The sequence below is a fragment of the Pelagibacterium mangrovi genome (assembly GCF_036662815.1).
GTDB classification, from domain to species: domain Bacteria; phylum Pseudomonadota; class Alphaproteobacteria; order Rhizobiales; family Devosiaceae; genus Pelagibacterium; species Pelagibacterium mangrovi.
The window spans coordinates 91,271-117,197 of sequence record NZ_JBAFXA010000004.1 but is presented as its reverse complement, the minus strand read 5'-3'; the positions used below and the strand labels follow the sequence as shown (position 1 = coordinate 117,197).

General features: G+C 62.3%; 27 protein-coding genes. 16 read left to right on the top strand and 11 right to left on the bottom strand.

What is annotated here, in order from left to right; genetic code table 11:
- Positions 1 to 3: 3 nt before the first annotated feature.
- The 6 genes from topA to ruvX all read right to left on the bottom strand — a co-directional run bounded on the left by topA (position 4) and on the right by ruvX (position 7,277).
- On the bottom strand, positions 4 to 2,583 hold the full coding sequence (topA, locus tag V4T21_RS08160; RefSeq protein ID WP_332715310.1) for a type I DNA topoisomerase: 2,580 nt from the start codon (positions 2,581 to 2,583) through the stop codon (positions 4 to 6).
- Between the two features lie 163 nt (positions 2,584 to 2,746).
- Positions 2,747 to 3,859: a DNA-processing protein DprA gene (gene dprA, locus V4T21_RS08155; protein WP_332715308.1), complete on the bottom strand. Its 1,113-nt coding sequence runs from the start codon at positions 3,857 to 3,859 to the stop codon at positions 2,747 to 2,749.
- 13 nt (positions 3,860 to 3,872) lie between these two features.
- Positions 3,873 to 4,475, bottom strand: coding sequence for a glycerol-3-phosphate 1-O-acyltransferase PlsY (gene plsY / locus V4T21_RS08150; RefSeq protein WP_332715306.1), 603 nt, complete (start codon positions 4,473 to 4,475; stop codon positions 3,873 to 3,875).
- Positions 4,472 to 5,797: a dihydroorotase gene (pyrC, locus tag V4T21_RS08145; RefSeq protein WP_332715303.1), complete on the bottom strand. Its 1,326-nt coding sequence runs from the start codon at positions 5,795 to 5,797 to the stop codon at positions 4,472 to 4,474. The genes plsY and pyrC overlap by 4 nt, the downstream gene beginning before the upstream one ends.
- Entirely contained in the window at positions 5,763 to 6,740 is a 978-nt protein-coding gene (locus V4T21_RS08140; RefSeq protein ID WP_332715301.1) for an aspartate carbamoyltransferase catalytic subunit, read from the bottom strand. The genes pyrC and V4T21_RS08140 overlap by 35 nt, the downstream gene beginning before the upstream one ends.
- 78 nt (positions 6,741 to 6,818) lie before the next feature.
- Complete coding sequence (gene ruvX / locus V4T21_RS08135; protein WP_332715299.1) at positions 6,819 to 7,277, bottom strand: Holliday junction resolvase RuvX; 459 nt, start codon at positions 7,275 to 7,277, stop codon at positions 6,819 to 6,821.
- Positions 7,278 to 7,351: 74 nt separating this feature from the next.
- On the opposite strand from ruvX, the gene V4T21_RS08130 reads away from it, so the two are divergent.
- From V4T21_RS08130 to V4T21_RS08105, 6 genes are all read left to right on the top strand, one after another.
- Complete coding sequence (locus tag V4T21_RS08130) at positions 7,352 to 7,888, top strand: hypothetical protein (RefSeq protein ID WP_332715297.1); 537 nt, start codon at positions 7,352 to 7,354, stop codon at positions 7,886 to 7,888.
- A 90-nt stretch (positions 7,889 to 7,978) separates the two neighbouring features.
- The gene (gene gatC / locus V4T21_RS08125) at positions 7,979 to 8,266 is read left to right on the top strand and encodes an Asp-tRNA(Asn)/Glu-tRNA(Gln) amidotransferase subunit GatC (RefSeq protein ID WP_332715295.1); all 288 of its coding nucleotides are present in this window, start codon (positions 7,979 to 7,981) and stop codon (positions 8,264 to 8,266) included.
- 3 nt (positions 8,267 to 8,269) lie between these two features.
- Entirely contained in the window at positions 8,270 to 8,737 is a 468-nt protein-coding gene (locus V4T21_RS08120) for a GNAT family N-acetyltransferase (RefSeq protein ID WP_332715293.1), read from the top strand.
- Positions 8,738 to 8,761: 24 nt separating this feature from the next.
- On the top strand, positions 8,762 to 10,246 hold the full coding sequence (gene gatA, locus V4T21_RS08115) for an Asp-tRNA(Asn)/Glu-tRNA(Gln) amidotransferase subunit GatA (RefSeq protein ID WP_332715291.1): 1,485 nt from the start codon (positions 8,762 to 8,764) through the stop codon (positions 10,244 to 10,246).
- Entirely contained in the window at positions 10,240 to 11,010 is a 771-nt protein-coding gene (locus V4T21_RS08110) for a pentapeptide repeat-containing protein (protein WP_332715289.1), read from the top strand. Before gatA ends, V4T21_RS08110 begins: the two co-directional genes overlap by 7 nt.
- Positions 11,011 to 11,085: 75 nt before the next feature.
- On the top strand, positions 11,086 to 11,400 hold the full coding sequence (locus tag V4T21_RS08105) for a hypothetical protein (protein ID WP_332715287.1): 315 nt from the start codon (positions 11,086 to 11,088) through the stop codon (positions 11,398 to 11,400).
- Between the two features lie 678 nt (positions 11,401 to 12,078).
- Here V4T21_RS08105 and V4T21_RS08100 read toward each other — a convergent pair.
- On the bottom strand, positions 12,079 to 12,336 hold the full coding sequence (locus tag V4T21_RS08100; RefSeq protein WP_332715285.1) for a YjhX family toxin: 258 nt from the start codon (positions 12,334 to 12,336) through the stop codon (positions 12,079 to 12,081).
- A gap of 261 nt (positions 12,337 to 12,597) precedes the next feature.
- On the opposite strand from V4T21_RS08100, the gene V4T21_RS08095 reads away from it, so the two are divergent.
- From V4T21_RS08095 to V4T21_RS08070, 6 genes are all read left to right on the top strand, one after another.
- Entirely contained in the window at positions 12,598 to 12,912 is a 315-nt protein-coding gene (locus tag V4T21_RS08095) for a chorismate mutase (RefSeq protein WP_332715283.1), read from the top strand.
- Positions 12,913 to 12,922: 10 nt separating this feature from the next.
- A complete protein-coding gene (locus V4T21_RS08090) occupies positions 12,923 to 13,438 on the top strand; it encodes a GNAT family N-acetyltransferase (protein ID WP_332715281.1) in 516 nt (171 codons plus the stop codon).
- Between the two features lie 152 nt (positions 13,439 to 13,590).
- Entirely contained in the window at positions 13,591 to 15,075 is a 1,485-nt protein-coding gene (gene gatB, locus V4T21_RS08085; RefSeq protein ID WP_332715279.1) for an Asp-tRNA(Asn)/Glu-tRNA(Gln) amidotransferase subunit GatB, read from the top strand.
- Between the two features lie 4 nt (positions 15,076 to 15,079).
- Positions 15,080 to 15,595, top strand: coding sequence for a YqhA family protein (locus tag V4T21_RS08080; RefSeq protein WP_332715277.1), 516 nt, complete (start codon positions 15,080 to 15,082; stop codon positions 15,593 to 15,595).
- 52 nt (positions 15,596 to 15,647) lie between these two features.
- Positions 15,648 to 16,040 (top strand): VOC family protein, encoded by a 393-nt coding sequence (locus tag V4T21_RS08075; RefSeq protein WP_332715275.1) that lies wholly within the window; start codon positions 15,648 to 15,650, stop codon positions 16,038 to 16,040.
- Between the two features lie 46 nt (positions 16,041 to 16,086).
- Positions 16,087 to 16,287 carry a hypothetical protein gene (locus tag V4T21_RS08070; protein WP_332715273.1) on the top strand — a complete coding sequence of 67 codons (201 nt, stop codon included), beginning with the start codon at positions 16,087 to 16,089 and terminating at the stop codon, positions 16,285 to 16,287.
- On the opposite strand, the gene V4T21_RS08065 is transcribed toward V4T21_RS08070, so the two are convergent.
- From V4T21_RS08065 to purM, 3 genes are all read right to left on the bottom strand, one after another.
- Positions 16,288 to 17,187 (bottom strand): DMT family transporter, encoded by a 900-nt coding sequence (locus V4T21_RS08065; RefSeq protein ID WP_332715271.1) that lies wholly within the window; start codon positions 17,185 to 17,187, stop codon positions 16,288 to 16,290.
- 115 nt (positions 17,188 to 17,302) lie between these two features.
- The gene (gene purN / locus V4T21_RS08060) at positions 17,303 to 17,896 is read right to left on the bottom strand and encodes a phosphoribosylglycinamide formyltransferase (RefSeq protein WP_332715269.1); all 594 of its coding nucleotides are present in this window, start codon (positions 17,894 to 17,896) and stop codon (positions 17,303 to 17,305) included.
- Entirely contained in the window at positions 17,893 to 18,969 is a 1,077-nt protein-coding gene (gene purM / locus V4T21_RS08055; RefSeq protein ID WP_332715267.1) for a phosphoribosylformylglycinamidine cyclo-ligase, read from the bottom strand. Before purM ends, purN begins: the two co-directional genes overlap by 4 nt.
- Before the next feature lie 133 nt (positions 18,970 to 19,102).
- Between purM and V4T21_RS08050 the strand changes: the two genes are divergently transcribed.
- Genes V4T21_RS08050 through V4T21_RS08035 form a run of 4 tightly spaced genes read left to right on the top strand, consistent with a single transcriptional unit; the run spans position 19,103 to position 24,654 of the window.
- Positions 19,103 to 20,227, top strand: a complete 1,125-nt coding sequence (locus tag V4T21_RS08050; protein ID WP_332715265.1) for an AI-2E family transporter — start codon at positions 19,103 to 19,105, stop codon at positions 20,225 to 20,227.
- Positions 20,224 to 20,901, top strand: a complete 678-nt coding sequence (locus V4T21_RS08045; protein ID WP_332715263.1) for a P-loop NTPase family protein — start codon at positions 20,224 to 20,226, stop codon at positions 20,899 to 20,901. Before V4T21_RS08050 ends, V4T21_RS08045 begins: the two co-directional genes overlap by 4 nt.
- 34 nt (positions 20,902 to 20,935) lie before the next feature.
- Positions 20,936 to 23,116 (top strand): RNA degradosome polyphosphate kinase, encoded by a 2,181-nt coding sequence (locus V4T21_RS08040; RefSeq protein WP_332715261.1) that lies wholly within the window; start codon positions 20,936 to 20,938, stop codon positions 23,114 to 23,116.
- Positions 23,113 to 24,654, top strand: coding sequence for a Ppx/GppA family phosphatase (locus V4T21_RS08035; protein WP_332715259.1), 1,542 nt, complete (start codon positions 23,113 to 23,115; stop codon positions 24,652 to 24,654). The genes V4T21_RS08040 and V4T21_RS08035 overlap by 4 nt, the downstream gene beginning before the upstream one ends.
- 19 nt (positions 24,655 to 24,673) lie before the next feature.
- Here V4T21_RS08035 and rnd read toward each other — a convergent pair whose 3' ends face one another.
- Complete coding sequence (rnd, locus tag V4T21_RS08030; RefSeq protein WP_332715257.1) at positions 24,674 to 25,831, bottom strand: ribonuclease D; 1,158 nt, start codon at positions 25,829 to 25,831, stop codon at positions 24,674 to 24,676.
- Between the last annotated feature and the right edge of the window lie 96 nt (positions 25,832 to 25,927).

Below are 25,927 nucleotides of genomic sequence, written 5' to 3'. Positions count from 1 at the left end.
CCTTTAAGCTTCGGCTTTCTTCTTGGCCGTCGCCTTGGTTTTGGGGGTCGCCTTTGCTTTGGCCGCTGCCTTGGGCTTGGCTTTCGCTTTGGTCGTCTTGCCTTTTGAACCCGCCTTGGCGGCGATGAGTTCCAGCGCCTTTTCCAAGGTCACGCTCTCAGGCGGCAGGTCGCGCGGCAGGGTCGCGTTGACCTTGCCCTGATTGACATAGGGCCCGTAGCGTCCCGAGCGAACCGTTATCGGGCCGTCATCATGGGCGAAGGTCTGGATAGCGGCGGCTGCCGCGCCGCGACCGCCTCGTCCACCACCGGCCCTTTTCTGGGCCAGCAGGTCCACCGCGCGGTTGAGGCCCACCGAGAACACTTCTTCCACATCGGGAAGATTGGCGTAGGTGCCCTCATGGAGCACGAACGGCCCGTAGCGGCCGATCCCCGCCGTAATCGGCTTGCCGTCCTCGGGGTGGGCACCCACCTCGCGCGGCAGCGAGAGCAGCTTGATTGCCTTTTCGAGGTCCATGTCAGCCGCGTTCCAGCCACGGGGCAGGCTGGAGCGCTTGGCGTCCTTGGCATCCTCGCCAAGCTGCACATAGGGGCCGAAACGGCCGGTCTTGAGATAGATTTCCGCACCGGTTTCCGGATCGGCGCCCAGCACGCCATCGCCGGCAGCAGCCTCGGACGCCTGGCCGGTGGCGCTTTCGGCCAGTTGCTGGGTGTGCCGGCATTCGGGATAGTTCGAGCAGCCGATAAAGGCGCCGTACTTGCCCAGTTTCAGCGAGAGCTGGCCGGTGCCGCAGGTCGGGCACAGGCGCGGGTCGGAGCCGTCGGCCTTGGGCGGGAAGATGTGGTGGCCCAAAAGCTCGTTGAGGGCGTCGAGAACTTCGGAAACCCGCAGGTCCTTGATCTCTTCGGCCTGATGGGAAAAATCCTTCCAGAAGCGCCGCAGCACTTCCTTGTAGTCGATCTCGCCCGCCGAAATCTCGTCGAGCTCTTCTTCGAGTCCGGCGGTAAAACCGTATTCGACATATTTGGTGAAAAAGCTCTGCAGGAACGCCGTGACCAGCCGCCCGCGATCCTCGGGCACGATGGCGCGTTTATCGAGGCGGATATAGTCGCGGTCCTTGAGCGTACCCAGCGTTGCCGCATAAGTGGAAGGTCGCCCGATACCCAGCTCTTCCATCTTCTTGATGAGGCTGGCTTCGGTATAGCGGGCAGGCGGCTGGGTGAAGTGCTGCTCGATATCGACCTTTTCGAGCGCGGGCGTATCGCCGACCTTGAGCGCGGGCAGATCGAGTCCGTCCTCATCGTCCTCGTCGGTCTTTTCGACGCCATAGACGCCGAGGAAACCGGGGAAGGTCACGACCGAGCCGGTAGCGCGCAGCGCGATCGCGCGCCCCGCCGCCAGCACATCGATATCGGCGGTGGTCCGCTCGATTTCCGCCGAGCGCATCTGGCTGGCCAGCGCACGCCGCCAGATCAGTTGATAGAGTTTGTGCTGGTCGGGATCGATGTTGCGCAGTGTGTCGGGATGCTTGCCAAGATCGGTCGGGCGGATCGCCTCGTGGGCTTCCTGCGCGTTCTTGGCCTTGGTCTGGTAGAGGCGCGGCTTTTCCGGCACGTATTCGGGCCCGAACTCCTTGCCGATTACGCGCCGGGCCGCTTCGATCGCCTCGGGCGCCATCTGCACGGCGTCGGTTCGCATATAGGTTATAAGTCCGTCCTCATATAAGCGCTGGGCGATCTGCATCGTCCGCGAGGGGGACAGCGAGAGTCGCGACGACGCGTCCTGCTGCAGCGTCGAGGTCGTGAACGGGGCGTAGGGGTTCCGCTTGGTCGGCTTACGCTCGACATTGGCAACCTTGAAATTGCCCTTTTCGATAGCGGCTTTCAGCGCCTCGGCGTCTTCCCCGGTCTTGATCGCCAGCTTGTCGGTCTTGTCGCCATCGACCGAATAAAGCCGTGTCACGAAGCTCTTGCCGGACTGGTTGAGCGTCGGCGCCACGCTCCAGTATTCCTGCGGCTTGAAGCGCTCGATCTCTTCCTCCCGCTCGGTCACCAACCGCAGCGCCACCGACTGCACGCGCCCCGCCGAGCGTGAGCCGGGCAGCTTACGCCACAGGATGGGGGAAAGCGTGAAACCCACGAGATAGTCGAGCGCCCGGCGCGCCAGATAGGCATCGACCAGCGGCGCATCGATATCGCGCGGCTTTTTCATCGCCTCGGTCACCGCGTCCTTGGTGATGGCGTTGAACACCACGCGCTTGACCGGCAAATCCTTCTTGATCGCCTTCTTGTCCTTGAGGGCGTCGAGCAGGTGCCAGGAGATTGCCTCACCCTCGCGATCAGGGTCAGTCGCCAGAATCAGTTCGTCGGCGCCCTTGAGCGCGCGGGTGATGTCGGCCAGCCGTTTCTTGGACTGGGAATCGACCTCCCAGCTCATGGCGAAATCTTCGTCGGGGCGCACCGATCCGTCCTTGGCAGGCAGATCGCGCACGTGGCCAAAGCTGGCGAGAACCTCGAAGTCCTTGCCCAGATATTTGTTGATGGTTTTTGCCTTGGCCGGGCTTTCGACGATGACGACTTTCATGCCTGAAAAGGCTCCGCGACTAAAAGAGAAATGGCCTTGAACCGGGGAGATAGGGCGGCGAACGCCCGCCCTCAAGGTCCGCGCAAAATGGTGATAACGTTCCGTTCTGTCAATCGCAGCAGGTCCGCGAGAGAGTTTGGGGGATAACTATCGCCCGGTAAAATCAGACCCGCAAAGCGAATTGCTGCCCCGCTGAACGCTCGATCCGCCCGGCCAGCTCGAGTTCGAGCAAAAGGATTTGCATGGCCGGCGCCGAAATGCCCGTGGCCTCGATCAGCATGTCGGTCGCCGTCGGCGCATGGCTCAGCGCCGTGAGCAGAAGGCCGCGTTCGTCCTCGGTGGGGTCGGCGGATTCGAGAGAGGCCGGATGGGCATCCTCATTCTCGAACAGCGGCAGGCGGGCCGGATCGGCGTGGGTGAGTTCGGCGATGATATCATGCGCTCCCGTGACCAGCCGCGCCCCTTGCTGGATCAGATGATTGCCGCCTTCGGCCCGCGCATCGAGCGGCGAGCCTGGCACCGCGAAAACCTCGCGATTCTGTTCCAGCGCCAGCCGCGCCGTGATCAGCGATCCCGACCGTTTGGCCGCTTCGACAATCACCACGCCGAGAGAAATTCCCGCAACGAGCCGGTTCCGGCGCGGAAAATCCCGCGCTCGCGGCTCCCAGCCCATCGGCATTTCGGTGAGCAGCGTGCCTCCGGCGTCGACGACCGCTTGGGCCAGCCCCAAATTCTCGTGCGGATAAATGCGGTCCAGACCACCCGCCATGACGGCGATGGTTCCTGTATCCAGCGATGCCTGATGAGCCGCCGCGTCGATTCCCCGCGCCAGGCCGGAGACGATCGTATAACCCTCTCGCCCCAGATCGGTGGCCAGGAGCTGGGCCATGCGGCGCCCGGCCGCCGAGGCGTTTCGCGCCCCCACGATGCCCACCGCGCGCTTGTTGGCATGAGCCTCCCCGCCCATGATCGTCAGCACCGGCGGCGGACCGGCGATATGGTGCAGATGCGGAGGATAGTCGGCATCGTTGATCGTTACCAGCCGCGCCCCTACAGCCTCCATCCGCGCGATTTCGTCCTCGGCTTCGGCCAGCGTCGGAATGGTCACCTGCCGCCCGCCGCCACGCCGGGCGAGATGGGGCAGGGCGTCCAGCGCGGCCTCGGCCGAGCCGAAGCGGTTGACGAGCGTGCGGAACGTGGCGGGGCCGACATTGTCGGCGCGGATGAGGCGAAGCCAACTGACGCGCTGGGCCGGAGTAAGGGGAGAGCGCGTCATCTGTCGGTCGATCCTAGACCTGTTCGGTTGGTTTCTTGTCGCCGATCTTGCTTTCAGTCCCTGCTATCAGCCGCTTGATGTTTTCGCGATGGGTGATGAACAGCGCGATGGACAATACGAAGGTCGCCCAGGTCAATTGCGGGCCGGAGAACGCAAAGGCGAACATCGGCGCGGTGGCCGCCGCTGTCAGCGCGGCGAGCGACGAATAGCGCTGGGCGAAGGCAATCAGCAGCCAGACCGCGCAAAAGATCAGTCCGATGACCCAATCGAGGGCCAGGAGGATGCCGATATAGGTCGCTACACCCTTGCCCCCCTTGAAACCCAGCCAGACTGGGAAAATATGGCCGATGAACGCCGCGACGCCGGCGAAAAGCGCCGCCTCATAGCCCCACAGCCAGCCGGCCACGGCAACCGCAAGGGCGCCTTTGCCCGCGTCGCAGACCAGTGTCAGCGCCGCAAGATCGCGACGGCCGGTGCGCAGCACGTTGGTCGCGCCGATATTGCCCGAGCCGATCGAGCGCACGTCGCCAAGCCCTGCCAGCCTCGTGGCGATCACCCCGAAGGGGACCGAGCCAAGCAGATATCCAATTACCACGGCCAGCGCATACTGGATCATGCGAAGCCTTCCTCTCTATGAACGATATTTCCCCCAACCAGCGTCGCCATGACCTTGCCGGTCATGCGAGCGTTCTCGAAGGTCGTGTTCGTCGAACGCGAGCGAAGTCTAGCCTCCTCCACGACCCAGGGATAGTCCGGATCGAAAAGGCACAGATCGGCCTTGGCGCCCTTGGCGATGCGCCCGGCCTGCAATCCCAGGATTTCGGCGGGCCGCGCCGTCATGGCGCGCAGGACCGTCATCAGGTCGACATCGCCCGAATGGACAAGGCGCAGCGCGGCGGAAAGCAGTGTTTCCAGCCCGATGGCCCCGGTCGCCGCGTCGGCAAAGGGCTGCCGCTTGCCTTCGGAATCCTGCGGATCGTGATCGGAGACGATCACGTCGATAACCCCGGCCTTCAACGCTTCGACCAACGCCATTCGATCGTCTTCCGTGCGCAGCGGTGGGTTGAGCTTGAAAAAGGTCCGGTAGGAACCGATGTCGTTCTCGTTGAGACAGAGATTGTTGATCGAAACGCCCACGGAGATCGCCTTGCTGCGTTGCTTGTAGAAAGCCCCGAGCTCGGCGGCGCGCGCCGTCGAAATCGCCGCCGCGTGATAACGGGCGCCGGTCGCCAGCGCCAATTGCAGGTCGCGGTCGAGCGGAATGGTCTCGGCTTCCGCCGAAATGCCCTTGAGTCCCCGGAAGGTCGCCAGCGGCCCGGCGTTCATCACGCCGTCCGAAACCAGGTTCGCCTCAGCCGGCAAATGGACGATCGGCATGTCGAAATTGGTGGCATAGACCATCGCCGAGCGCATGACGGCGGCGCTTTGCAGCGATTTGCGGCCCTCGGTGAAGCATACCGCGCCAGCTTCCTTGAGCAGGCCGAACTCGGTCAGATCCTTGCCCTCAATCCCCTTGGTGATGGCCGCCGAGGGCAGGACGTTGACGCCGCTGACCGCTTGCGCATGGCGCGCGATGAATTCGACCAGCGCGCCGTCGTCGATCACCGGCTGGGTGTCGGGCATCACGACGATCGAAGTGACCCCGCCCGCCGCCGCTGCCCGTCCGGCGCTCTTCAGCGTCTCGCGGTGTTCGTGTCCGGGTTCGCCGGTAAAGACGCGCATGTCGATGAGGCCGGGTGCAAGGACCATTCCCTTCGCGTCGATCCGCTGGGATTTTTCCGGAGCGCCGGGCGCTTCGCCCTCGGCCATGTCCGCAATCCGACCCCCCTCGATCAAAAGCGCGCCCTTGAAATCTGTATTGGTCGCCGGATCGACGATGCGCGCGTTTTCAATAAGGATCGGCTTATTCACCGGCCGTCTCCTTGTTGAGCAGCGCATCGAGAACGGCCATGCGCACGGCCACGCCCATCTCGACCTGCTCGGTAATCACCGATTGCGGCCCGTCGGCGATGGCCGGATCGATCTCGACGCCGCGGTTCATGGGACCGGGATGCATGACCAGCGCGTCGGAATTGGCGCGGCCAAGCTTGTCGGCATCCAGCCCGTAAAAGCGGTAATATTCGCGCACCGACGGAATGAGCTTGCCCGAGGCTCGCTCGTTCTGGAGCCGCAGCATCATCACGACGTCGACGCCCTCCAGCCCCTCATTCATATCGGTGAACACCTCGGAGGCCATCTGTTCGACGCCGCGCGGCAGCAGCGAGCGGGGTGCGATCACCCGCGTCCGCGCCTGCATGGCGCCTAGAAGAATCAGATTGGACCGGGCCACGCGCGAATTGGCGATATCGCCGCAGATCGCCACCGTCAGCCCGTTGAGGCGGCCCTTGTGGCGCCGAATGGTCAGCGCGTCGAGCAGCGCCTGGGTCGGGTGCTCATGGGCGCCATCGCCGGCGTTGAGCACGGCGCATTCCACCTTCTGGCTCAACAGCTCGACGGCCCCAGACGAGCCGTGCCGCACCACGATGGCGTCGGGCTGCATGGCGTTCAGCGTCGCGGCGGTATCGACCAGCGTCTCGCCCTTGGCCACCGACGAGGTCCTGACCGCCATGTTCATGACGGTCGCGCCGAGCCGCTTGCCGGCGATCTCGAAGCTCGCCTGCGTGCGGGTGGAATTTTCGAAGAACAGATTGATCTGCGTCTTGCCGGCCAGCGTCGGCAGCGTCTTGCGCTGCCGCGATATCGGGATCATCGCCTCGGCGCGATCCAGCAGATCGATGATCTCGACCGGATTGAGCTGGGCGATTCCGAGAAGGTGCCGATGACGGAAGGGGAGGAAGGGCCCGTTGGGGCTATCGAGGTTTTGCGGCTGTCGTCGTGCCATTGTCTCTTCCACTCGCGACTAGCGGTGCGTACCCCATGAGGCATGGGGCGGCAAGTCTCCGTGGCGACTATCAACCGCTTATCCCCGCCGCAGCCGATCCAGCGCCCCCTGCAGGATATAGCTCGCCGCGAGCTTATCGACCACTTCGGCCTGCCGCGCACGGGACAGGTCGGCCTCGATCATCGTCCGTGTCACCGCCATGGTCGACATCCGCTCGTCCCAGAAGGCGATGGGCAGGTCGGTCTTTTGTTTGAGGTTGCGCACGAAAGCGCGGGCCGATTGGGCGCGCGGCCCCTCGCTGCCATCCATGTTGAGCGGCAGGCCGACGATAATGCCCGTCACGTCGTGCTGGGCGATCAGCGCCATAAGCCGTTCTGCGTCGGCGGTGAACTTGGCTCGCCTGATTGTTTCGATCGGCGAGGCTGCCATCCGCAGCGAGTCCGAAATAGCCACCCCGATGGTTTTGGTGCCCAGATCGAGCCCCATCAGCTTGCCTTTTTCGGCGAGGCCGGCGAGAGGGTTGGTTTCATCGCTCATCTTGGACGTCCTTGCCGGCGGGCGGTTGCTGGCTTATCTCGCATTCGTGCAAGTTCTGGCAAGGGGAAGCGCAGATGAAGATCACATGGTTCGCGGCGATGACCCTGCGCATCCAGATCGCCGGCCGGATAGTGGTCATTCACGCCGACGACGCTCCCGATGGGGTCGATGCCACCGAGCTGATCGGCGGCGCACAAACCCTCGTGTCGACCGAAAGCCCCGACCTTGCCGGTTTCGATCCGGAAACCTGGCGTCCGCGCCGGCGGGCGAGGCTGATCGACCGGGAACCCGGGGACGAAGCGCTCGATCTCTACCGGCTCGGCATACGCGGCCTCGTCGCCGATTCGGCGGACGAGGGGCTTCTGGTCGTCGAGGATGCCGATGCCGCCGCGCAATGGAACCGTTGGGTCGATGAGGCAGTGGTGGTTCTGAGCGGTTCTGGCGCCCAATGCGCCGCCCATGGCACCGCGCTTCTCGATATCGCCCGCCCGCGTCTCATCGCCCTGGCCGTCACCGATGGCGAGGTCGATATCGCCTTCGACGCCCTGGCTCCGCTTCTGGGCGGCACCAGCCTTCTCGTACTCGAGCCGGGATTGGCGGTGGAGGTGTAGTGGATTTGGCGATTGCCATCGTCCAAGCGCCATTGCTAAAAGCCCATTCAACCTTAAGTTGAAATTCCACTCCAATCCCAGGAGACGCATATGTCGGTCGATGCCGATACCGTACGGCGCATTGGTCGTCTCGCCCGCATCCGGATTACCGAAGACGATGTCGCGGCTTACGAAGGTGAGCTGAACGCCATTCTCGGCTTTGTCGAACAGCTCGATGAAGTCGATGTCGAGGGTGTCGAGCCCATGACTTCGGTCACCCCCATGCAGCTCCGCCGCCGCGAGGACAAGGTCACCGATGGCGGCTATGCCGAAAAGATCGTCGCCAACGCCCCGATCTCTGAAGACAATTTCTTCATGGTTCCCAAGGTCGTGGAGTAGGCCGTGGCCGCAACCATCGCCATCGAGTCCCCGTTGCAGGACGAGGTGCGAGTGCTGGTCAAGGCGCTCAACGCCTATCTCAACCCGCTGTCTCCGCCCCAATTCCAGTTCCAGATGACCGTCGAGCAGATGGCCGATGAGGATACGACGGTCTTCATCGCTCGCGACGGAGAGGGCAGGCCGGTGGGCATCGGCGCGCTCAAGGTGTTCGATGCCGATCTGGCCGAAGTGAAGCGCATGTACACGCTTCCCGAGGTGCGCGGACAACGCGTTGGAGTTGCCCTGCTGCAAGCCATCGAGGCGCTGGCGCGGGAAAAGGGCATCAAAACGCTCAAGCTCGAAACCGGCAATGTGGCCGGGTTCGAGCCCGCGTGGCGTCTCTACGAGCGAAACGGCTTTACCCGCTGCGGTGCATTTCTCGACTATCCCGACAGTCAATATTCAGCATTCTACGAAAAGGCGCTCGCGTAAGCGCCGTCCGAAAGGATTTCTCAAGTGACCGATCTTACCCGTTTGAGCCTCAAGGCCCTGCGCGATGGCATCGCCGGCAAGGAGTTCACCGCGCTCGAAGCCACCGATGCCTATGTCTCGGCCATCGAAGCGGGCAATGATAAGCTCAACGCCTATGTGGCTGTGACCGCCGATCAGGCGCGCGAGATGGCCAGGGCCTCCGACGACCGGATCGCCAAGGGTGAAGCTGGTTCGCTGGAGGGCGTGCCGCTGGGCATCAAGGATTTGTTCGCGACAAAGGGCGTCCATACCCAGGCCGCCAGCCACATCCTGGATGGCTTCAAGCCCGAATATGAATCGACGGTCACGGCCAATCTCTGGCGCGATGGTGCCGTGATGCTGGGCAAGCTCAACATGGACGAGTTCGCCATGGGTTCGTCCAACGAGACCTCCTATTACGGTCCCGTCGTCAATCCCTGGCGCGGCGAGAATGGCAACAAGGACCTCGTGCCCGGCGGTTCCTCCGGCGGCTCGGCGGCGGCGGTGGCCGCATGGATGTGCGCCGGCGCGACGGCAACCGACACCGGCGGCTCGATCCGCCAGCCGGCGGCCTTTACCGGCACCGTCGGCATCAAGCCCACTTATGGCCGTTGCTCGCGCTGGGGCACCGTAGCGTTCGCCTCCTCGCTCGATCAGGCCGGGCCGATCGCCCGCACAGTCGAGGATGCCGCGTTGATGCTCCAGTCCATGTCGGGCTTTGACCCCAAGGATTCGACGTCCGTGGACATGGCCGTCCCCGATTTCGCCGCCGCCGTGGAGCGGGGCGTCAAGGGCCTCACCATCGGCGTCCCGCGCGAATACCACATGGACGGTATGCCCGAGGAAATCGAAAAACTCTGGCAGCAGGGCCTGGAATGGCTCAAGGCCGAAGGCGCGACGGTCAAGGACATCTCGCTTCCGCACACCAAATACGCGCTGCCGGCCTATTACATCGTGGCCCCGGCCGAGGCTTCGTCCAATCTCGCCCGCTATGACGGCGTCAAATACGGGCTGCGCGTCACCGGCAAGGACATTACCGACCTTTACGAGCTGACCCGCGCCGAAGGGTTCGGGCGCGAGGTCAAGCGGCGCGTGATGATCGGCACCTACGTGCTTTCCGCCGGCTATTACGACGCCTATTACGTCCGCGCCCAGAAAGTCCGCACGCTCATCAAGCGCGATTTCGAGGATGCGTTCAACGCCGGCGTCGATGCGATCCTCACCCCGGCAACGCCGTCCTCGGCGTTCGGCATCGCCGATCAGGAGCTGCATTCCGATCCGGTCAAGATGTACCTCAACGACGTCTTTACCGTCACCGTCAACATGGCCGGCCTGCCGGGCCTCGCGGTGCCGGCCGGCAAGGACGGGCAGGGGCTTCCCCTGGGCCTGCAGCTCATCGGCAAGCCCTTCGACGAGGAGACCCTTTTCGCGGCCGGCCGCGTCATCGAAAAAAGCGCGGCGCTGGATCTGGCGCCGGCGAAGTGGTGGTGATCTCGCAAGGCCAGCTCGAGGAGCTGATCCTTGCCGGCAAGCCGGTCGAAGACGCCGATCTTTCGGCCATTGACTGGACCGATCTGGCCGATGGCGTGCTCCATGCGCGCCATTGCCGTTTGAGCGGGGTCAGTCTTGCCGATGCGGATCTGGCCAGGGCGCGGTTCGAGTCCTGCACCTTCGAGCGGGTTCGCCTCGCGGGCGCCAATCTCACCGATGCCATCTTTTCGAGTTGCTCATTCTTCGATTCCGAAGCCCGCGAGGGCTGCGATTTCTCCCGGGCCGATCTCGAAGGCGCGACGTTCGAGAACTGCAATCTTGCCATGGCCAAATTCGGTCTCGCGAGCCTGTTCGACGCCACCTTCAAGCAGTGCAAGGCCGCCGGGGCCGATTTCGAGGATGCGCGCTTCGCCAAGACCGCCGGCGGGCGCGTCGCCGTTTCGCGCGTACGGTTCATCGGAACCATGCTCGATATGGCCAGCTTCCGGCAGGCCGCGCTGGACGATTGCCTGTTTTCCGAATGCAGCCTGCGGCAGGCCGATTTGCGGCAGATATCGGCCTCGAGCGCCGATTTTCGTGACTCGGACCTCAGCGAGGCCAATCTCAACGGCGCCATCCTCGACAATGCCGATCTGCGCGGAGCCACGCTCATGGGGATCGACATCACCGGGCTTGCCAGTTTCGAAGGCATCAAGGTGTCGGCCGAGCAATTGAGCGACATCGTGCGGCCTTTGGGCATCCGGGTCTTCCCTCGCGCCCGCTGAGCCACCATGTTGCACTCCTCGTGCTAAGCCGCTAACTCAACTTTTCATTCTATCATCCGGTAATTGCAGAACGTCATGTCCGATATCTTCACCACCCAGGACTGGTCGGCCCCGCCCAAGGACCTCAGCCTGCCGCTGCAGGCTCTCTGGTGGGTCCGCAAGGGCGAATTCCGCATGGGCCCCGAATGGGAGGAAGCCCATCGCATCGTCCAGCAAATGGAAGGCGTCCAGGCCTTCGACTGGGTCCACGCCCTGCTTCACTGGATCGAGGCGGATATGGGCAACGCCGATTACTGGTACCGCCGCGCCGGCAAACGCCGCAGCGCCCCCTCGGTTTCCCAGGAATGGGAACACATGGCAATGATGCTCTCGGACGCCCCAAGGCATTAGCTGAGTTGGGGTGGGCAACCGCCAGAAGCATACCCCGGGTCTTCTTCACCCCTACCGCTGTCACCCCGGGTTAATCCCGGGGTAAAAAGTGGGTGTTTGAGGCAACGCTGGGTGTTTGAGGCAGCGCGCTGCCCCCTCTCCAGCCTGTCATTCCGGGATTCATTCCCGGAATCCAGCTTCAGCCCCGCCACTCGCTTCACCGTCAAGACCATCCACCCCGCAGCACCGGCCCCAGTTCCCCTTCTCCCCTTGAGGGAGAAGGTGCCCCGAAGGGGCGGATGAGGGGTGCGCTGAGCCTGCGCCAAACACCCTCGCCAAAAACTTATCCCCGCCGCTCAAACTCACGCCATAGTGTGCCCACGACCCCGCACTCATGGACGCAAGCGCAACGAACGTTTGGGCGGGATCGGTTCGGGTCCGTTGGCGGTCGCGTCAGCGGAGGCAGAAACGTTCCCAGCGCCGACCCACGGCACGGTCGAGGGTGTACTGGCGAAAGCCAGCGGGGATTGGCCCCAGCATGAGAGGACGACCAGGCCCAAAATCCCGAATGCATGGGGCGATGACCGCTTCATACTAACTACCAAAGCACGAGGCGTTCATCGCCCCATGCCGTCTATAAATATCGCGAAACCGTCGCCCCATGGCGGACGGGCATTCCCCCATGCCCGTCCGGAAGCCTCAGCGGTTATCCACCTGACTGCGCACCAGTTCGATGCCGCGGCGGGTGATGCGATAGGCGCCGCCATTTCGCGAGACTATGGTTTTGCGGCGGCGTAGCTTTTTGAACAGCGCCATGTCGCACTGAGTCAAAAGCCAGCCGTCGCGGGTGTAGCATTCGATGTCGGCAATCTTGCCGCGCGTGTCCTTGATGGGGTGGATATAGCCACCCTGAGCCAGTGCGTGCAGCACGCGCTGTTCCTGTCGGGAGATGTCCATTGAAAATTGTCTGTCTACTGAATGGCGGACAAGCCGCCAGCCGATCGAAACCGATCCGCCCTGCATGCGCCGGGAGGCCGGTGGGTTCGATAGTCAGCCCGGTCTGGTTTCGACCGGGCCTCAGCAGAGCTCAGACAGATTAAACATGCCCGCGATGCTAGGCGGAGGGCAGGGCCGGCGCAAGCCCTACCAAAAGGGGTGGTTGAAAATCGCGGGCTGGCGATGCACACCTGCATCACTTGATTGAACGGGACTTTCGCCATGACCGCCACAAAACTGCCAGCCGAATGTGAGACCAAAGAGGATGTTCGGGCCGAAATCGACAGGATCGACCGGGCATTGATCGAACTTTTCGCCGAGCGGCATGCCTATGTGACGCGGATGGCAGAGATCAAGACCGATCCGCATGAAGCCAATGATCCGAGCCGAATCGAAGGCGTGATCGGCAAGGTGCGGGAGCGGGCGCTGGCTCACGATCTCGATGAGGACCAGGCCGAATTGCTCTGGCGCACATTAATTGACTGGAACATTAACTACGAAAAGGGCATCATCATTGCCCGGAACCGGAAAAACTAGAGCGCCCCAAATGCTCGACGATCTTACGCTCCGCCGTGCCTCCATCGCCGAAGCCGACAAGCTCGGCCGGCTGGCTTTCGCGTCGTGGGATTCGAGCATGCGCCATATCATCGATTCCGACAGCGACGATGAGCTTGATGCCGAGCGGGCCGCGCTCGAATTGACGTTCCAGCTCTTCTGCATCAACGCCAGCCCCGCGATCACCGTCGCCGAAAAGGACGGGACGATCATGGGCTGGGGCGCCCGCGAGCCGATGAGCGACTACATCTCGGACCTCTGGGTTGCGCCGGGGTATCAGCGACAGGGCGTAGGGCGTACGCTGCTCCACGCAGTCGAGCAGGACATCTTCCGGGCCGGTCATGACGTGAGCGTGCTCGAAACCCATGCCGAAAATGGCGGAGCGATCCGCTTTTACGCCCGCGAGGGCTATGGCATCGTCTGGCGTGGCGTCAAATTTTCCCGCATGCTCGGCCAACGGGTTGAAAAAGTGCGCATGGAAAAGCAACTGGTGGTCACCGCCCATTAGTGGCGTTCATCGCGTTTCCGAACCGCAAAAGTGGATTCCACTTTTGCTGGAAACGCTCTAGCTTCGCTCCCGCGTTTGTTTTATCCCCACCCTTAACATTTCAGATAAGTCATTGCTGACTTACGCTTGTCCGCCACAGGATTCGGTATCGCATGAGCATCGTCGACACACGTACGCCCAACCCCAAATATTTCATTTCCGGCGCCACTGGTGACTGGGAACTGGTGATCGGGATGGAGGTGCATGCTCAGGTGACCTCGGAATCCAAGCTGTTTTCCGGATCGTCCACCGAGTTCGGCAATCCGCCCAATGCCAACGTCTCGTTCGTCGATGCGGGCATGCCGGGCATGCTGCCGGTCATCAACGAGGAATGCGTGCGTCAGGCCGTTCGCACCGGGCTGGGGCTCAAGGCACAGATCAACAAGCGGTCGGTCTTCGACAGGAAGAATTATTTCTACCCCGATCTGCCGCAGGGCTATCAGATTTCCCAGTTCAAGGACCCCATCGTAGGCGAGGGCCAGGTGCTGCTCGACATGGGCGAGGAAGGGGAAGTCGAGATCGGCATCGAGCGGCTGCATCTCGAGCAGGACGCCGGCAAGTCGATCCACGACCAGCATCCCAATATGAGCTTTGTGGACCTCAACCGCTCCGGCGTCGCGCTCATGGAAATCGTGTCCAAGCCCGATTTGCGGTCCTCGGACGAAGCCAAGGCCTATCTCTCCAAGTTGCGCACCATCCTGCGCTACCTCGGCACCTGCGACGGCAACATGGAGCAGGGCTCCATGCGCGCCGATATCAACGTTTCGGTTCGCCGTCCGGGCGGCGAATTCGGTACGCGCTGCGAGATCAAGAACGTCAACTCGGTTCGTTTCGCCGGGCAGGCCATTGAATATGAAGCGCGGCGCCAGATCGATATCCTCGAAGATGGTGGGTCGATCGATCAGGAAACGCGGCTTTACGATCCCAAGACCGGCCAGACCCGTTCCATGCGGTCCAAGGAAGAAGCGCACGATTATCGCTATTTTCCCGACCCCGATCTTCTGCCGCTCGAATTCGACGATGCCTTCATCGCGATGCTGGCCAAGGATTTGCCGGAGCTTCCCGACGAAAAGAGCCACCGCTTCATCGAGAGCTTCGGAATTTCCCATTACGACGCGTCGGTCCTCGTATCGGACCGAGACTCGGCCGATTTCTTCGAGAACGTGGCCAAGGGTCGCGACGGCAAGCTGGCCGCCAACTGGGTCATCAACGAATTGTTCGGGCGGCTCAACAAGGAAGGCGTCGCGGTTTCCGACAGCCCGGTCAGCGCCGATCAGCTTGGGGGGATTGTTGATCTGATCTCCAAGGGCGAGATTTCCGGCAAGATCGCCAAGGATCTTTTCGAGATCGTATGGTCCGAAGGTGGCGAGCCCGCCGAGATCGTTGAATCGCGCGGCATGAAGCAGGTGTCCGACACCGGCGCTATCGAAAAGATCGTCGATGAGATCATTGCCGGCAACCCGGGGCAGGTCGAGGCGGTCAAATCCAAGCCCGGCCTTTTGGGTTGGTTCGTCGGCCAGGTCATGAAGCAGACAGGCGGTAAGGCCAATCCGCAGGCCGTCAATGACATCCTCAAGGCCAAGCTCGGGTTGGAGTAATACGATGGCCGAAGCGGAAACCGAAGGCCGACCTGCAGGAACCGACGAGCCGTTTTCCACGGCGTTGGGCGCTGGGGTGCGGCTTGTGATGCTGGTTCCTGTCGTCGCGATCCAGATCGCGGCGATCGCGCTCATCGTTTACGGCGGGATCGAGACCTGGCACTTTGTCGACGCGCTGTTTTTCAATACCGATCACGCGCCCGGCCACGACGGCATCCTGTTGCTCTCCATCGAGATCGTTGACCTGTTCCTTCTGGCGACGGTGGTGCAGGTCGTTTCGCTGGGGCTCTATCAGCTCTATTTCCATCAGGATCTGAAATTGCCGCCCTGGCTCAAGATCAGCACGCTGGACGATCTCAAGTCCAAACTGGTCGGCGTTGTGATCACCGTGATGTCGGTCTATTTCCTCGGCCGCGCCCTGACCTGGACCGAGGGCACGGACATCGCCTATCTGGGCGTGGCCGTCGCGGCGGTGATCGTGGCTCTGACCTATTTCCTGAGCAAGATAGACAGCCATTGAGGAACCCGGCCTTTGGCGCGGCGTTGCCCGAACTCGACGAGGAGAGTTCGCAATGCCGACCACAAACCGGATCATCTTCAATATTCTGGCGCGCGATATCGAGGAGACAGCGCGGTTCTACGAGGAACTCTGCGGCCTCAAGCGCATCTATACCAGCGATTGGTATCTGACGCTGACGCCGACGGGCGAGCTGGACGCGATGAGCTATGAGCTGGGCATCATAGATCAAGTCCACCAATCCGTGCCGCGAGCGGCGCGAGGGCCTTTCTCGGGAGGCTATCTCACCTTCGTGGTCGACGATGTTTACGCGGCCCATGAGCGGGCAGAGGCCATGGGCGTCGATATCGTCCAATTGCCTACGCCGATGGAATACGGGCAGACCCAGATGGTGGTCAGAGATCCCAATGGGGTGGTGGTCGATATTTCAACGCCGATTTCGGCATGAGGAACGCCGCGAGCACGGAGCCGTTGATGGTGAAAGGAGTTTCGCCATGACCAATCCGCCGCCCCACCAGCCCGGACCCGACGTGCCCAATCCCGATCCGCTGCCGCCGATCCCCAATCCGGACACCGACCCGGTTCCGCCCCAGCCCGACAGTCCCATTCCCGATCCGTCGGACCCGATCCCGCATCCGCCGGAACCGGAAATCCCGCCTCATCCCGGCGATCCGATCCAGCCGACGCGTCCCTGATCAGTTCGCTGTGCGCCGCCGCATACCCAACCAGCGGGGCAGGCGGCCATCGATCATCAGCAGGCCGATGAAGATGGCGATCATGCCCAGAAGATGCGTCGGCTGAATGATTTCCCCGAGCAGGAGAAAGCCGAATACAATGGCCGAAACCGGGGCGATGAAGGTCGTTGCCGAGAAGTTGGTGGCACCTACGCGCGGGAGGATGCGGTACATGACCTGGAACGTAAACGTTGTCGCAATTAGCCCGATCGCCAGTGCCGCGCCCCAGGTTTCGGCGCGCGTGATGACGAGGGCGCCTTCGCTCATGAATGCAATCGGGGCCGCGACGACCGCCGCTCCGGTAAGGGCGATGGCGGCGAAGACGGTGGGTTCGACCGATTTGAAGCTGCGGGTGATGTTGAGCGAAAGCGCGTAGCAGATCGTCGCCAGAAGACAGGCCCCAATCGCCCAGAGCTGGGAATTTCCGCCATTTGCGAGAGCGGGGGTGGCCAGGATCACCGCGCCGGTAAAGCCGGCGAGCACGCCGATGGATTTGTGCCGTGTCGCTCTCTCGCCGTCATGCCAGAAATGCGAGACGATCACGGTCATGATCGGGGTCAGCGCGTTGATGATGGCGGCGACACCGCTGGCCAGATTCGCCTGGGCGAGCGGAAAGAGAGCAAAGGGGATCGCATATGCAAGGACGCCGAGCAGTCCGAGCTTGATCCATAGGACGGGATCGCGCGGCACGGACTTCCGCAACGCAAGGACGGCCACCCAGCACCCCAGTGCGCCGATCGCCACGCGGAGACCGGAAACCCACATCGGGCCGAGTTCGCGAATCAGGATCGCGTTGAAAATAAATGAGAATCCCCAGATCGCGCCGAGAAAGACGATCCAGAACCAGTCCCGATTTGCCATTTCAGATCAGCCATGTGGTTGGACGCGAAGGTTACGCCTTCACGCGGCGCTTGTCGAAGCACTTGTGGCGATGAGGGGTATCAAATCGCGTGATGGTTGCGACCCGAATTTGACGTCAGCCGGGATATGCAACCGCGCCGCTGGCCAGCAATCGCAAAGCCTGCGGATAGAGCTTGTGTTCTTCGACCAGAACACGCGCAGCCAGCGCTTCGGCGGTATCGCCGGGACGAACCGGAACGCGCGCCTGGAGAAGCGCCGGCCCTTCATCGAGGCCGGGTGTCACGAAATGCACCGTACATCCGGCTTCCACGACGCCATCGGCAATGGCTCGTGCGTGGGTGTCGAGGCCCTTATAGGCGGGCAGGAGGGAAGGGTGGATGTTGATCGCCCTGCCCAGCCAGTGATTGGTGAACTCGGGCGAGAGGATGCGCATGAAGCCCGCCATGCAGACGATATCGACGTTCCAACCCTCAAGAATTTCCGTGAGGGCATTGTCGAAGGCAAGACGGCTGTCGAACCTGCTCTGGGCGAGGCTTGCGGTCGGGATGCCTTCGCCCCGCGCGACGTCAAGGCCGGGCGCGGCAGCGTGATTGGAGAAAACGCCAACGATCTTGGCCGGATAGTCGGCAGACCTTGCAGCCTGCATCAACGCCGTCATGTTCGAGCCTCGGCCCGAAATCAGGATCGCGACGCGCTTCTTTTCGCTCATAGAGACAGGGTGCCGGTAAATTCGACGGCGTCGCCGGTTCTCTCGACGAGGTCTCCGACGATGGCAGCGGTTTCGCCCTGGCCTGCGAGATGGGCGACAAGTTTGTCGGCGTCAGTCGCGCTCACCGCGACCAGCATGCCGACGCCACAGTTGAATGTGCGCAGCATCTCGCGTTCTTCGATGCCGCCCTGCTTGGCCAGCCAGCCGAAAACCTTCGGCGTGGAAACGGCGTTGAGGTCCACGCGGGCAGCCAGCGTTGCCGGCAATACGCGTGGAATGTTCTCTTGAAAGCCGCCGCCGGTAATGTGAGCGAGGGCCTTGATGCCGATGCCGGATTTCAGCGCATCCAGGATCGGTTTGACGTAAATCTTCGTCGGCGTCAGCAGCGCCTCGCCCAGGCTGGTGCCAGGCGCAAAGGGGGCGTCGTCCGACCAGGCGAGGCCGGACATCGAAACGATCTTGCGCACGAGCGAATAGCCGTTGGAATGAACGCCCGACGACGCAATCGCCACCAGCTTGTCTCCGACCGCGATATCGGCGCGCGGCAGCAGGGTTCCACGCTCGGCGGCGCCCACGGCAAAGCCCGCGAGATCGTAGTCGCCGCCATGATACATGCCCGGCATTTCGGCCGTTTCACCGCCGATCAGCGCACAGCCGGCCTGACGGCAGCCTTCGGCGATGCCGTTGACGATGGCGGTGCCCTGTTCGACGTCGAGCGCGCCGATCGCGAAATAGTCGAGGAAGAACAGCGGCTCGGCGCCCTGCACGACGATGTCGTTGACGCACATGGCGACAAGATCAATGCCGACGGTGTGGTGAAGCCCGGCGTCAATGGCGATACGGAGCTTGGTGCCCACGCCGTCATTGGCGGCCACGAGGACCGGATCGGTAAAGCCGGCGGCCTTGAGATCGAACAGTCCGCCGAACCCGCCGATTTCGCCATCGGCACCCGGACGTCGCGTCGATTTGACGGCGGGCTTGATTGCCTCGACCAGTGCGTTGCCGGCATCGATGTCAACGCCGGCCTGCTTGTACGAGAGGCCGTTTGGTGGCAGGCTGGTGTCGTCGGACATGAGCTTGGAACGCTATCCTTGGTGAAGTGCCGGCGTTACCTGCCAAAGCACCAGTTTGACGTTGATCGGCCCGTTCGGGGTCTGTATGTCGAAAGGCTGATACCGGCTCGTAACGTTTCGTGCAAGGACCGCCATGTCACTTAAGAACCAGATTACGGCCTGGATCGTCCTTCTCGTGATCTTCGGGCTCCTGTTGTGGATGTTCCGCGGCATCCTGCTGCCGTTCGTCCTCGGGATCACGCTCGCCTATCTCCTCAATCCGTTCGTGGATTGGCTCGAAGAGCACAAAGTACACCGCGGGTTTGCGGCATTGATCGTAATGTTGATCGCCGTGTTGCTATTGATCACGGCTTTCCTTCTCATCGTCCCGCTTCTGATCCAGCAAGGCTTCGGGCTGGCGCGGAATATTCCCGGCTATGTCGAGCAGTTGCAGGGGTTCATCGAGACGATGATTCCGCGGCTCGAACAGTGGCTGGGGGCCGAGCGTCTGCAGGAACTCGAGCGTGGGCTCGAGCAGATGTTTGCCGACAGCATCGGCATGCTGACCAGCATCACCGGCACGGTCATGCAGCAATCGATGAGCATCATCAACACGATCGGCGTTCTGATCGTGACGCCGGTGGTCGCGTTCTACCTGCTGCTCGATTGGGACCGGATGGTGGAAAGCGTGGATAATCTGTTCCCGCCGCTTCACCGAGCCGAGATGCGCGGCGTGTTCAAGGATATGGATCGCGCGCTGGCCGGTTTCGTGCGCGGGCAGGGTGCGGTCGTGGGCATTCTGGCAATCTATTATGCCGCTACGCTGTCGCTTGCGGGGCTCAGCTTTGGGTTGGCCATCGGGCTGATCGCGGGGCTGTTCAGCTTCATTCCCTATGTTGGGGCGCTGGTCGGGTTCATGCTTTCGATAGGCGTGGCGCTCGTTCAGTTCTGGCCCGACTGGATCATGATCGCGCTGATTCTCGGTATCTATCTCTTCGGGCAGTTCCTGGAGGGCAACATTCTCTATCCCAAGCTGGTCGGTTCGAGCATCGGTGTCCATCCGGTGTGGCTGATGTTCTCGCTGTTCGCCTTTGCGGTATTGTTCGGCGCCGTCGGCGTGATCATCGCCGTGCCGCTGGCGGCAATCAGCGGGGTGCTGGTGCGCTGGGCGGTCACCAAGTACAAGAGCAGTCCCCTCTATGACCCTCACAGCAAGCTGGTGCTGACAGCGAACGAGGTTACGTCGCACCCACAAACAAGGACGGATATCAAGCCGTGACGATGGCTGCCAAGGAACAGCTCGTCCTCGAACTCGGGCATGTGGAAGCCCAGAGTGAGGACGATTTCATGGTGTGCGAGGGCAATGCGCTTGCCTTCGAGCACATCATGGCTTTTCCCGATTGGTCGGCGCCGCTCACGCTTCTGGTCGGGGCGCCGAAATCGGGCAAGTCCCATCTTGCGCGCATTTGGGTGGCTCGGGCACGGGCGGCCGTCGCCAAGCCGGCGGCCGTGGAGGCATTGGCCGCGTCCGGCGGGCGGCAACCGATCCTGATCGAAGATGCCGATCGGGGCGGTTATGACGAGGTGGGGTTGTTTCACCTGCTGAACCAATCCATGCGCGACGACCGTCCGGTTCTCTTGACGGCGCGTACTGCCGTTGCGGAATGGCCCTACCGGACCAATGACGTCAAATCGCGAGCCCGGCTGGCGGCGCACTTTTCATTGACCGCGCCCGATGACATCTTGTTGTCGCAGATGTTCGTGAAGTTGTTCGCCGATAGGCAATTGTCGGTCGATCCGAAAGTGATCTCCTATCTGATCGGGCGCATGGAACGCTCGTCGGAAGAGGTGGTTGCGCTGGTGGAATTGCTCGACAGGCTTTCGCTGTCGCGGGGGCGGGCGATCACGCGCACCATTGCCGCCGAAGCGCTCAGCATCCGCTCCAAACGCTAGATTAAGTCGCACGGCGACCGGAAGGGCTCAGATTATGGACGATATGGCATATGAGCAGCACACGAGCGAGGACGTGACGCCCGATATCGAGGCGCTGCGGACGAGCCCGGCACGGTTCGTCAATCGCGAGGTGAGCTGGCTGCAGTTCAACATGCGCGTGCTCGAAGAGGCGGCAAATCCCAATCACCCGCTGCTCGAACGCCTGCGCTTCGTGTCGATTTCGGCCAACAATCTCGACGAGTTCTTCATGGTGCGCGTCGCTGGGCTGAAGGGGCAATTGCGCGCCGGCCTGCCGCGCGTGAGTGCCGATGGCATGACCCCGTCCGAACAGATCGAGGAGATCACCACGCTCGCCCAGCACCTGCATCTCGAACAGCAGGACCAGTGGCAGTCGATCCGCGACGAGCTGCAAGAGCAAAATATCGTCATTCACGAAGCCGACGATCTGGTGCCCGAGCAGGTGGAATTCCTGCAAAATATCTTCAGGGAGGAAATCTTCCCGGTTCTGACGCCGATCGCCGTCGATCCCGCACATCCATTCCCGTTTATTCCCAACCTTGGTTTTACGCTCGCCTTCCAGCTCGACCGTGCGACCGACAATTCGCGGCTGACGGCGCTGGTGCGCATACCCTCCAATCTCGACCGATTCATCAAGCTGCCGACCAAGGCGATCTCGGATCGGCAAGTGGAGATGGTGACCATCGAAACCATGGTCAAACTGTTCTTCCACAAGATCTTTCCCGGCTACAACGTGGTCGGTTTCGGCGCTTTCCGGATCGTGCGCGACAGCGAAATCGAAATCGACGACGAGGCTGCCGATCTGGTGGTCGAATTCGAGTCCGCACTGCGGCAGCGCCGGCGCGGGCAGGTGATCCGCCTGGAGATCGAGCGGTCCATGCCGCGCTCGCTCAAGCGCTTGATTGCCGAAGAGCTGGGAATTTCCCAGGAAGATACCTTCGAGGTCGATGGGTTCCTCGGGCTGGCCGATGCCGGCAAGATCTACGATCTCGATCGGCCGGAACTGAAGTTCCCGCGCTATCACGCCCGCTTCCCCGAACGTATCCGCGATCACCACGGCGATTGTTTCGCGGCGATCCGAGAAAAGGATATCGTCGTCCATCACCCCTACGAAAGCTTCGACGTGGTGGCGCAGTTCGTTGCCCAGGCGGCGCGCGATCCGGACGTGGTGGCGATCAAGCAGACGCTTTACCGCACCTCCAAGGATTCTCCCATCGTCAAGGCGCTGATCGCCGCGGCTGAGATGGGCAAATCGGTGACGGCGCTGGTCGAGCTCAAGGCACGGTTCGACGAAGAGGCCAATATTCGCTGGGCGCGCGATCTTGAGCGGGCGGGCGTGCAGGTCGTCTTCGGCTTTATCGAACTCAAGACGCACGCCAAGCTCAGCCAGGTGGTGCGGCGCGAGAAGGGCAAGCTGGTTTCCTATTGCCACGTCGGCACCGGCAACTATCACCCTGTCACCGCCAAGATTTATACCGATCTTTCGTATTTCACCGCCGATCCGGTGATTACGCGGGACGTTGCGCGCGTTTTCAACTTCATCACGGGCTACGCACGGCCAAGTGAACTCGAAGCGATTTCGATTTCGCCCTTCTCGCTGCGTGCCAAGCTGATGGAGCATATAGCCGCGGAAACCGAAATGGCGCGTCGGGGAGAGCCGGCGGCCATCTGGTTCAAATGCAATGCGCTTGTCGACCCCGAACTTATCGATGCGCTCTATACGGCGAGCCAGGCGGGCGTGAAGGTCGAACTCGTCGTTCGCGGCATTTGCTGCCTGCGGCCGGGAATTCCGGGCTTTTCGGACAATATTCGCGTCAAATCGATCGTGGGGCGTTTTCTCGAACATTCGCGCATCTATTGCTTCGGCAATGGCCGCGAGATGCCCTCGCGCGATGCTGCGGTTTATATCTCTTCGGCCGATCTTATGCCGCGCAATCTGGACTGGCGCGTCGAAACGCTGGTGCCGATCAAAAACCGCACGGTGCACAGGCAGATTCTCGAGAGAATCATGGTAGCGAACCTGCGCGACAATCAGCAGAGCTGGGAGGTGCTGCCCGACGGGACCGCTCAGCGGATTGTGGCGGCCGAAGGGGAGGAACCCTTCAACGCTCATGATTACTTCATGACCAATCCGTCCCTTTCGGGTCGCGGCAGCGCCCTGCATGGGGACGGCGAGGACGAGGACAACGACCTTTGATACGATTCTGGAGCCTCGAATCCGATCCAGCCGGGCAGGGGCGCATTGCGGGCGCAAAACCTGTAGCGGTGCTCGATATCGGTTCGAACTCGGTACGTCTCGTCGTCTATGAGCGGCTCGCCCGCGCCCTGACGGTGCTCTACAACGAGAAATCGGCGAGCACGCTGGGGCGGGGCGTTGCCGCAACGGGGAGGCTGGCCGACACGTCGATGGCCAGCGCTCTCAAGGCCATCAGGCGTTTCGCTATGGTCTGCCGGCTGACCGAAGTGGGCGAGATTTATCCCATCGCGACTTCGGCTACGCGGGAGGCCGAAAACGGGCCCGAATTCGCGCGGGCAGTCGAAGATATCATCGGCGTGCCCGTGCGCGTTTTGAGCGGAGCGGAAGAAGCGCATTTCTCGGCTCACGGCCTGTTGTCGGGGATGCCTCATTTCAAAGGAATCGTGGGTGACCTCGGGGGCGGAAGCCTTGAGTTGACCATGGTCGAGGACGGCCATGACACTGGTGGCGAGACCTATGAGCTGGGCGTCATCCGGCTTCAGGATGACAGCCAGATGACGCCGGGCAAGGCTGCAAGCATCGCGCGGGACAGGCTCAAGGAGTCCAGCCTTCTGTCGCCGGGCAAGCATAAATCTTTTGCCGCGATCGGGGGGACGTGGCGCGCGCTGGCCAAGCTCCATCAGGTCCGGTGCAATTATCCGCTGCATATGGTGCAGGATTATACGGTTCGCACCGAAGACATTCTGCCGCTCTGCGACGCGCTGATGGAGAGCAATGGCGACAAGAAGCTGATCAAGGGCATCGAAACCGTGTCGGGCTCGCGCCGAGATCTGCTTCCTTACGGCGCCGCCGTGCTTGCCGAAGTGCTGCGTGCCGGCAAGTTCGAGGAGGTTGTCTTTTCCGCGCTGGGTGTGCGCGAGGGATATCTTTACGAGCGGCTGAGCGACGAGGAAAAGGCGATTGATCCTTTGTTGCAGGCGGCCGAGGAAATCTCGACGCTACGGTCGCGCGCACCGGAATTTGCCGGCGATCTGATCGGAGGCAGCACGGCGCTGTTCGAACTGCTGGACGTGGCCGAGAGCCCCGATCAGGAGCGGTTGCGAAAGGCCGCCTGCTATATGTCGGATATCGGCTGGCGCGCGCATCCGGACTATCGCGGCGAACAGAGCATCCAGATGGTTGCCTTTTCCGATATCGTCGGCATCGACCACGGGGGCCGCGCATTTCTGGCTCAAACGCTGGCCTTCCGTTACATGGGGTTCAAGCAAAAGAGTTCCAGCGCCAAGCTGCTCGAACTGGCCGGGTCGGAACTGGGCCAGCGGGCACGGCTGATCGCGGCCTATTTCCGCGTCGCTTATCCGCTGACCGCCGCCATGCCGGGTATTCTACCACGCACCCGCTTTTCGGTGGACAGCAAGACGCTGGTGTTGCACCTGCCTGCCGACCTGGCGTTTCTCGACGGCGACAGGATGCGCGGCCGCCAGCGCCAGCTTGCGCTGGAAGCAGGGCTTAAGGAGGGGACGATCCGGGTCGATTGATTTGCCCTGAACGTTCGTTCTAGACCGGCTCGATCGGGACTTCCACGACACCTTTGCGGGTGGCTGCCAGCGCCATGCGGCCGTGCTTTATGGCCAGCGCTTTCTCACCGAACAGCTTGCGGCGCCAGCCTTTGAGCGCGGGCACGTCGGCGTCGTCGTCGAGGACAATGGCGTCGATGTCATCGGAGCTGGCGATAATGCGGGTTGCGACGCCATTGGTGTCGGCAACAGCCTTGAGCCAGACGCGCAGCAGGTCGCCCACAGCACCCTTGGGTGACGGCCCGCGCGGGCGTTCGGCAATTTTGGGAAGGCTGGCCTTGTCAGCCGCTTCTACCGATTTGATCACCGCAATGAGTTCGGCGGCAGCGGACGACCGGCCATATCCGCGCGGCACGACGCGAAGCTTTTCGAAGGCCTCGGGGGTCGTGGGGCGCTGCACGGCCAGTTCGGCCACTGCGTCATCCTTGAGGATGCGGCCGCGCGGCTGGTCGTTTTCCTGCGCGCGCTTTTCCCGCCAGGCAGCTATGGCCTGGAGGGCCGCTAGGTCGCGGGGCTTGTTGACGCGCGCCTTGACGCGCTTCCAGGCGTCCTGGGGCTGAACGACATAGGTGTCCACGCTTTCGAGCACGGCCATCTCGTCGGCCACCCAGGCACCGCGACGGGCCTTTTCGATCTCGGTGCGCAATTGGGTGTAGATATTGCGCAGGTGGGTGACGTCGGCCAGCGCGTAGTCGAGCTGCTTTTCGCTCAGCGGCCGGTGAGACCAATCGGTGAAACGCGAACTCTTGTCGATCTGTTCGCCAACGACCGCCCGCACCAGATTGTCGTAGGAGACCGAATCGCCATGCCCGCAAACGCTGGCCGCGACCTGGGTGTCGAACAGCGGATGGGGCACGGTGCCGAACAGCTTGACGAAAATCTCGATATCCTGCCGCGCCGCATGGAAGACCTTGGTGACATGCTCGTCGGCAAGGAGGGCGGCGAAAGAGGAGAGATCGATATCGTCCGCCAGTGGATCGATGATCACGGCACGATCGGGCGTGGCGGCCTGGATCAGGCAGAGTTTCGGCCAATAGGTGGTTTCGCGCAAGAATTCGGTATCGACGGTTACGAAATCATAGGTCGCGGCGTCCTTGCAGAACGCTTCGAGCGCCCGCGTCGATGTGATGACCTGCATTGAGTCGGTATCCAGTTCAGAACAGTCGATTGTTTCCCTATCAGCTATGGTTGTCAGCCGCAAAGGCGCTGCGTTTATTTGTTGTCGTGTTTTGTG

What these genes read in the sequence shown, in the direction of transcription:
- V4T21_RS08050 (WP_332715265.1), top strand. Translation starts at nt 19,103, where the DNA reads ATGTCACTTAAGAACCAGATTACGGCCTGGATCGTCCTTCTCGTGATC.
- dprA (WP_332715308.1), bottom strand. Translation starts at nt 3,859, where the DNA reads ATGACGCGCTCTCCCCTTACTCCGGCCCAGCGCGTCAGTTGGCTTCGC.
- gatB (WP_332715279.1), top strand. Translation starts at nt 13,591, where the DNA reads ATGAGCATCGTCGACACACGTACGCCCAACCCCAAATATTTCATTTCC.
- V4T21_RS08080 (WP_332715277.1), top strand. Translation starts at nt 15,080, where the DNA reads ATGGCCGAAGCGGAAACCGAAGGCCGACCTGCAGGAACCGACGAGCCG.
- purN (WP_332715269.1), bottom strand. Translation starts at nt 17,896, where the DNA reads ATGAGCGAAAAGAAGCGCGTCGCGATCCTGATTTCGGGCCGAGGCTCG.
- V4T21_RS08065 (WP_332715271.1), bottom strand. Translation starts at nt 17,187, where the DNA reads ATGGCAAATCGGGACTGGTTCTGGATCGTCTTTCTCGGCGCGATCTGG.
- rnd (WP_332715257.1), bottom strand. Translation starts at nt 25,831, where the DNA reads ATGCAGGTCATCACATCGACGCGGGCGCTCGAAGCGTTCTGCAAGGAC.
- gatC (WP_332715295.1), top strand. Translation starts at nt 7,979, where the DNA reads ATGTCGGTCGATGCCGATACCGTACGGCGCATTGGTCGTCTCGCCCGC.
- plsY (WP_332715306.1), bottom strand. Translation starts at nt 4,475, where the DNA reads ATGATCCAGTATGCGCTGGCCGTGGTAATTGGATATCTGCTTGGCTCG.
- V4T21_RS08130 (WP_332715297.1), top strand. Translation starts at nt 7,352, where the DNA reads ATGAAGATCACATGGTTCGCGGCGATGACCCTGCGCATCCAGATCGCC.
- V4T21_RS08095 (WP_332715283.1), top strand. Translation starts at nt 12,598, where the DNA reads ATGACCGCCACAAAACTGCCAGCCGAATGTGAGACCAAAGAGGATGTT.
- ruvX (WP_332715299.1), bottom strand. Translation starts at nt 7,277, where the DNA reads ATGAGCGATGAAACCAACCCTCTCGCCGGCCTCGCCGAAAAAGGCAAG.
- V4T21_RS08040 (WP_332715261.1), top strand. Translation starts at nt 20,936, where the DNA reads ATGGACGATATGGCATATGAGCAGCACACGAGCGAGGACGTGACGCCC.
- topA (WP_332715310.1), bottom strand. Translation starts at nt 2,583, where the DNA reads ATGAAAGTCGTCATCGTCGAAAGCCCGGCCAAGGCAAAAACCATCAAC.
- V4T21_RS08090 (WP_332715281.1), top strand. Translation starts at nt 12,923, where the DNA reads ATGCTCGACGATCTTACGCTCCGCCGTGCCTCCATCGCCGAAGCCGAC.
- V4T21_RS08070 (WP_332715273.1), top strand. Translation starts at nt 16,087, where the DNA reads ATGACCAATCCGCCGCCCCACCAGCCCGGACCCGACGTGCCCAATCCC.
- V4T21_RS08140 (WP_332715301.1), bottom strand. Translation starts at nt 6,740, where the DNA reads ATGGCACGACGACAGCCGCAAAACCTCGATAGCCCCAACGGGCCCTTC.
- V4T21_RS08075 (WP_332715275.1), top strand. Translation starts at nt 15,648, where the DNA reads ATGCCGACCACAAACCGGATCATCTTCAATATTCTGGCGCGCGATATC.
- purM (WP_332715267.1), bottom strand. Translation starts at nt 18,969, where the DNA reads ATGTCCGACGACACCAGCCTGCCACCAAACGGCCTCTCGTACAAGCAG.
- V4T21_RS08105 (WP_332715287.1), top strand. Translation starts at nt 11,086, where the DNA reads ATGTCCGATATCTTCACCACCCAGGACTGGTCGGCCCCGCCCAAGGAC.
- pyrC (WP_332715303.1), bottom strand. Translation starts at nt 5,797, where the DNA reads ATGCGCTGCTCAACAAGGAGACGGCCGGTGAATAAGCCGATCCTTATT.
- V4T21_RS08100 (WP_332715285.1), bottom strand. Translation starts at nt 12,336, where the DNA reads ATGGACATCTCCCGACAGGAACAGCGCGTGCTGCACGCACTGGCTCAG.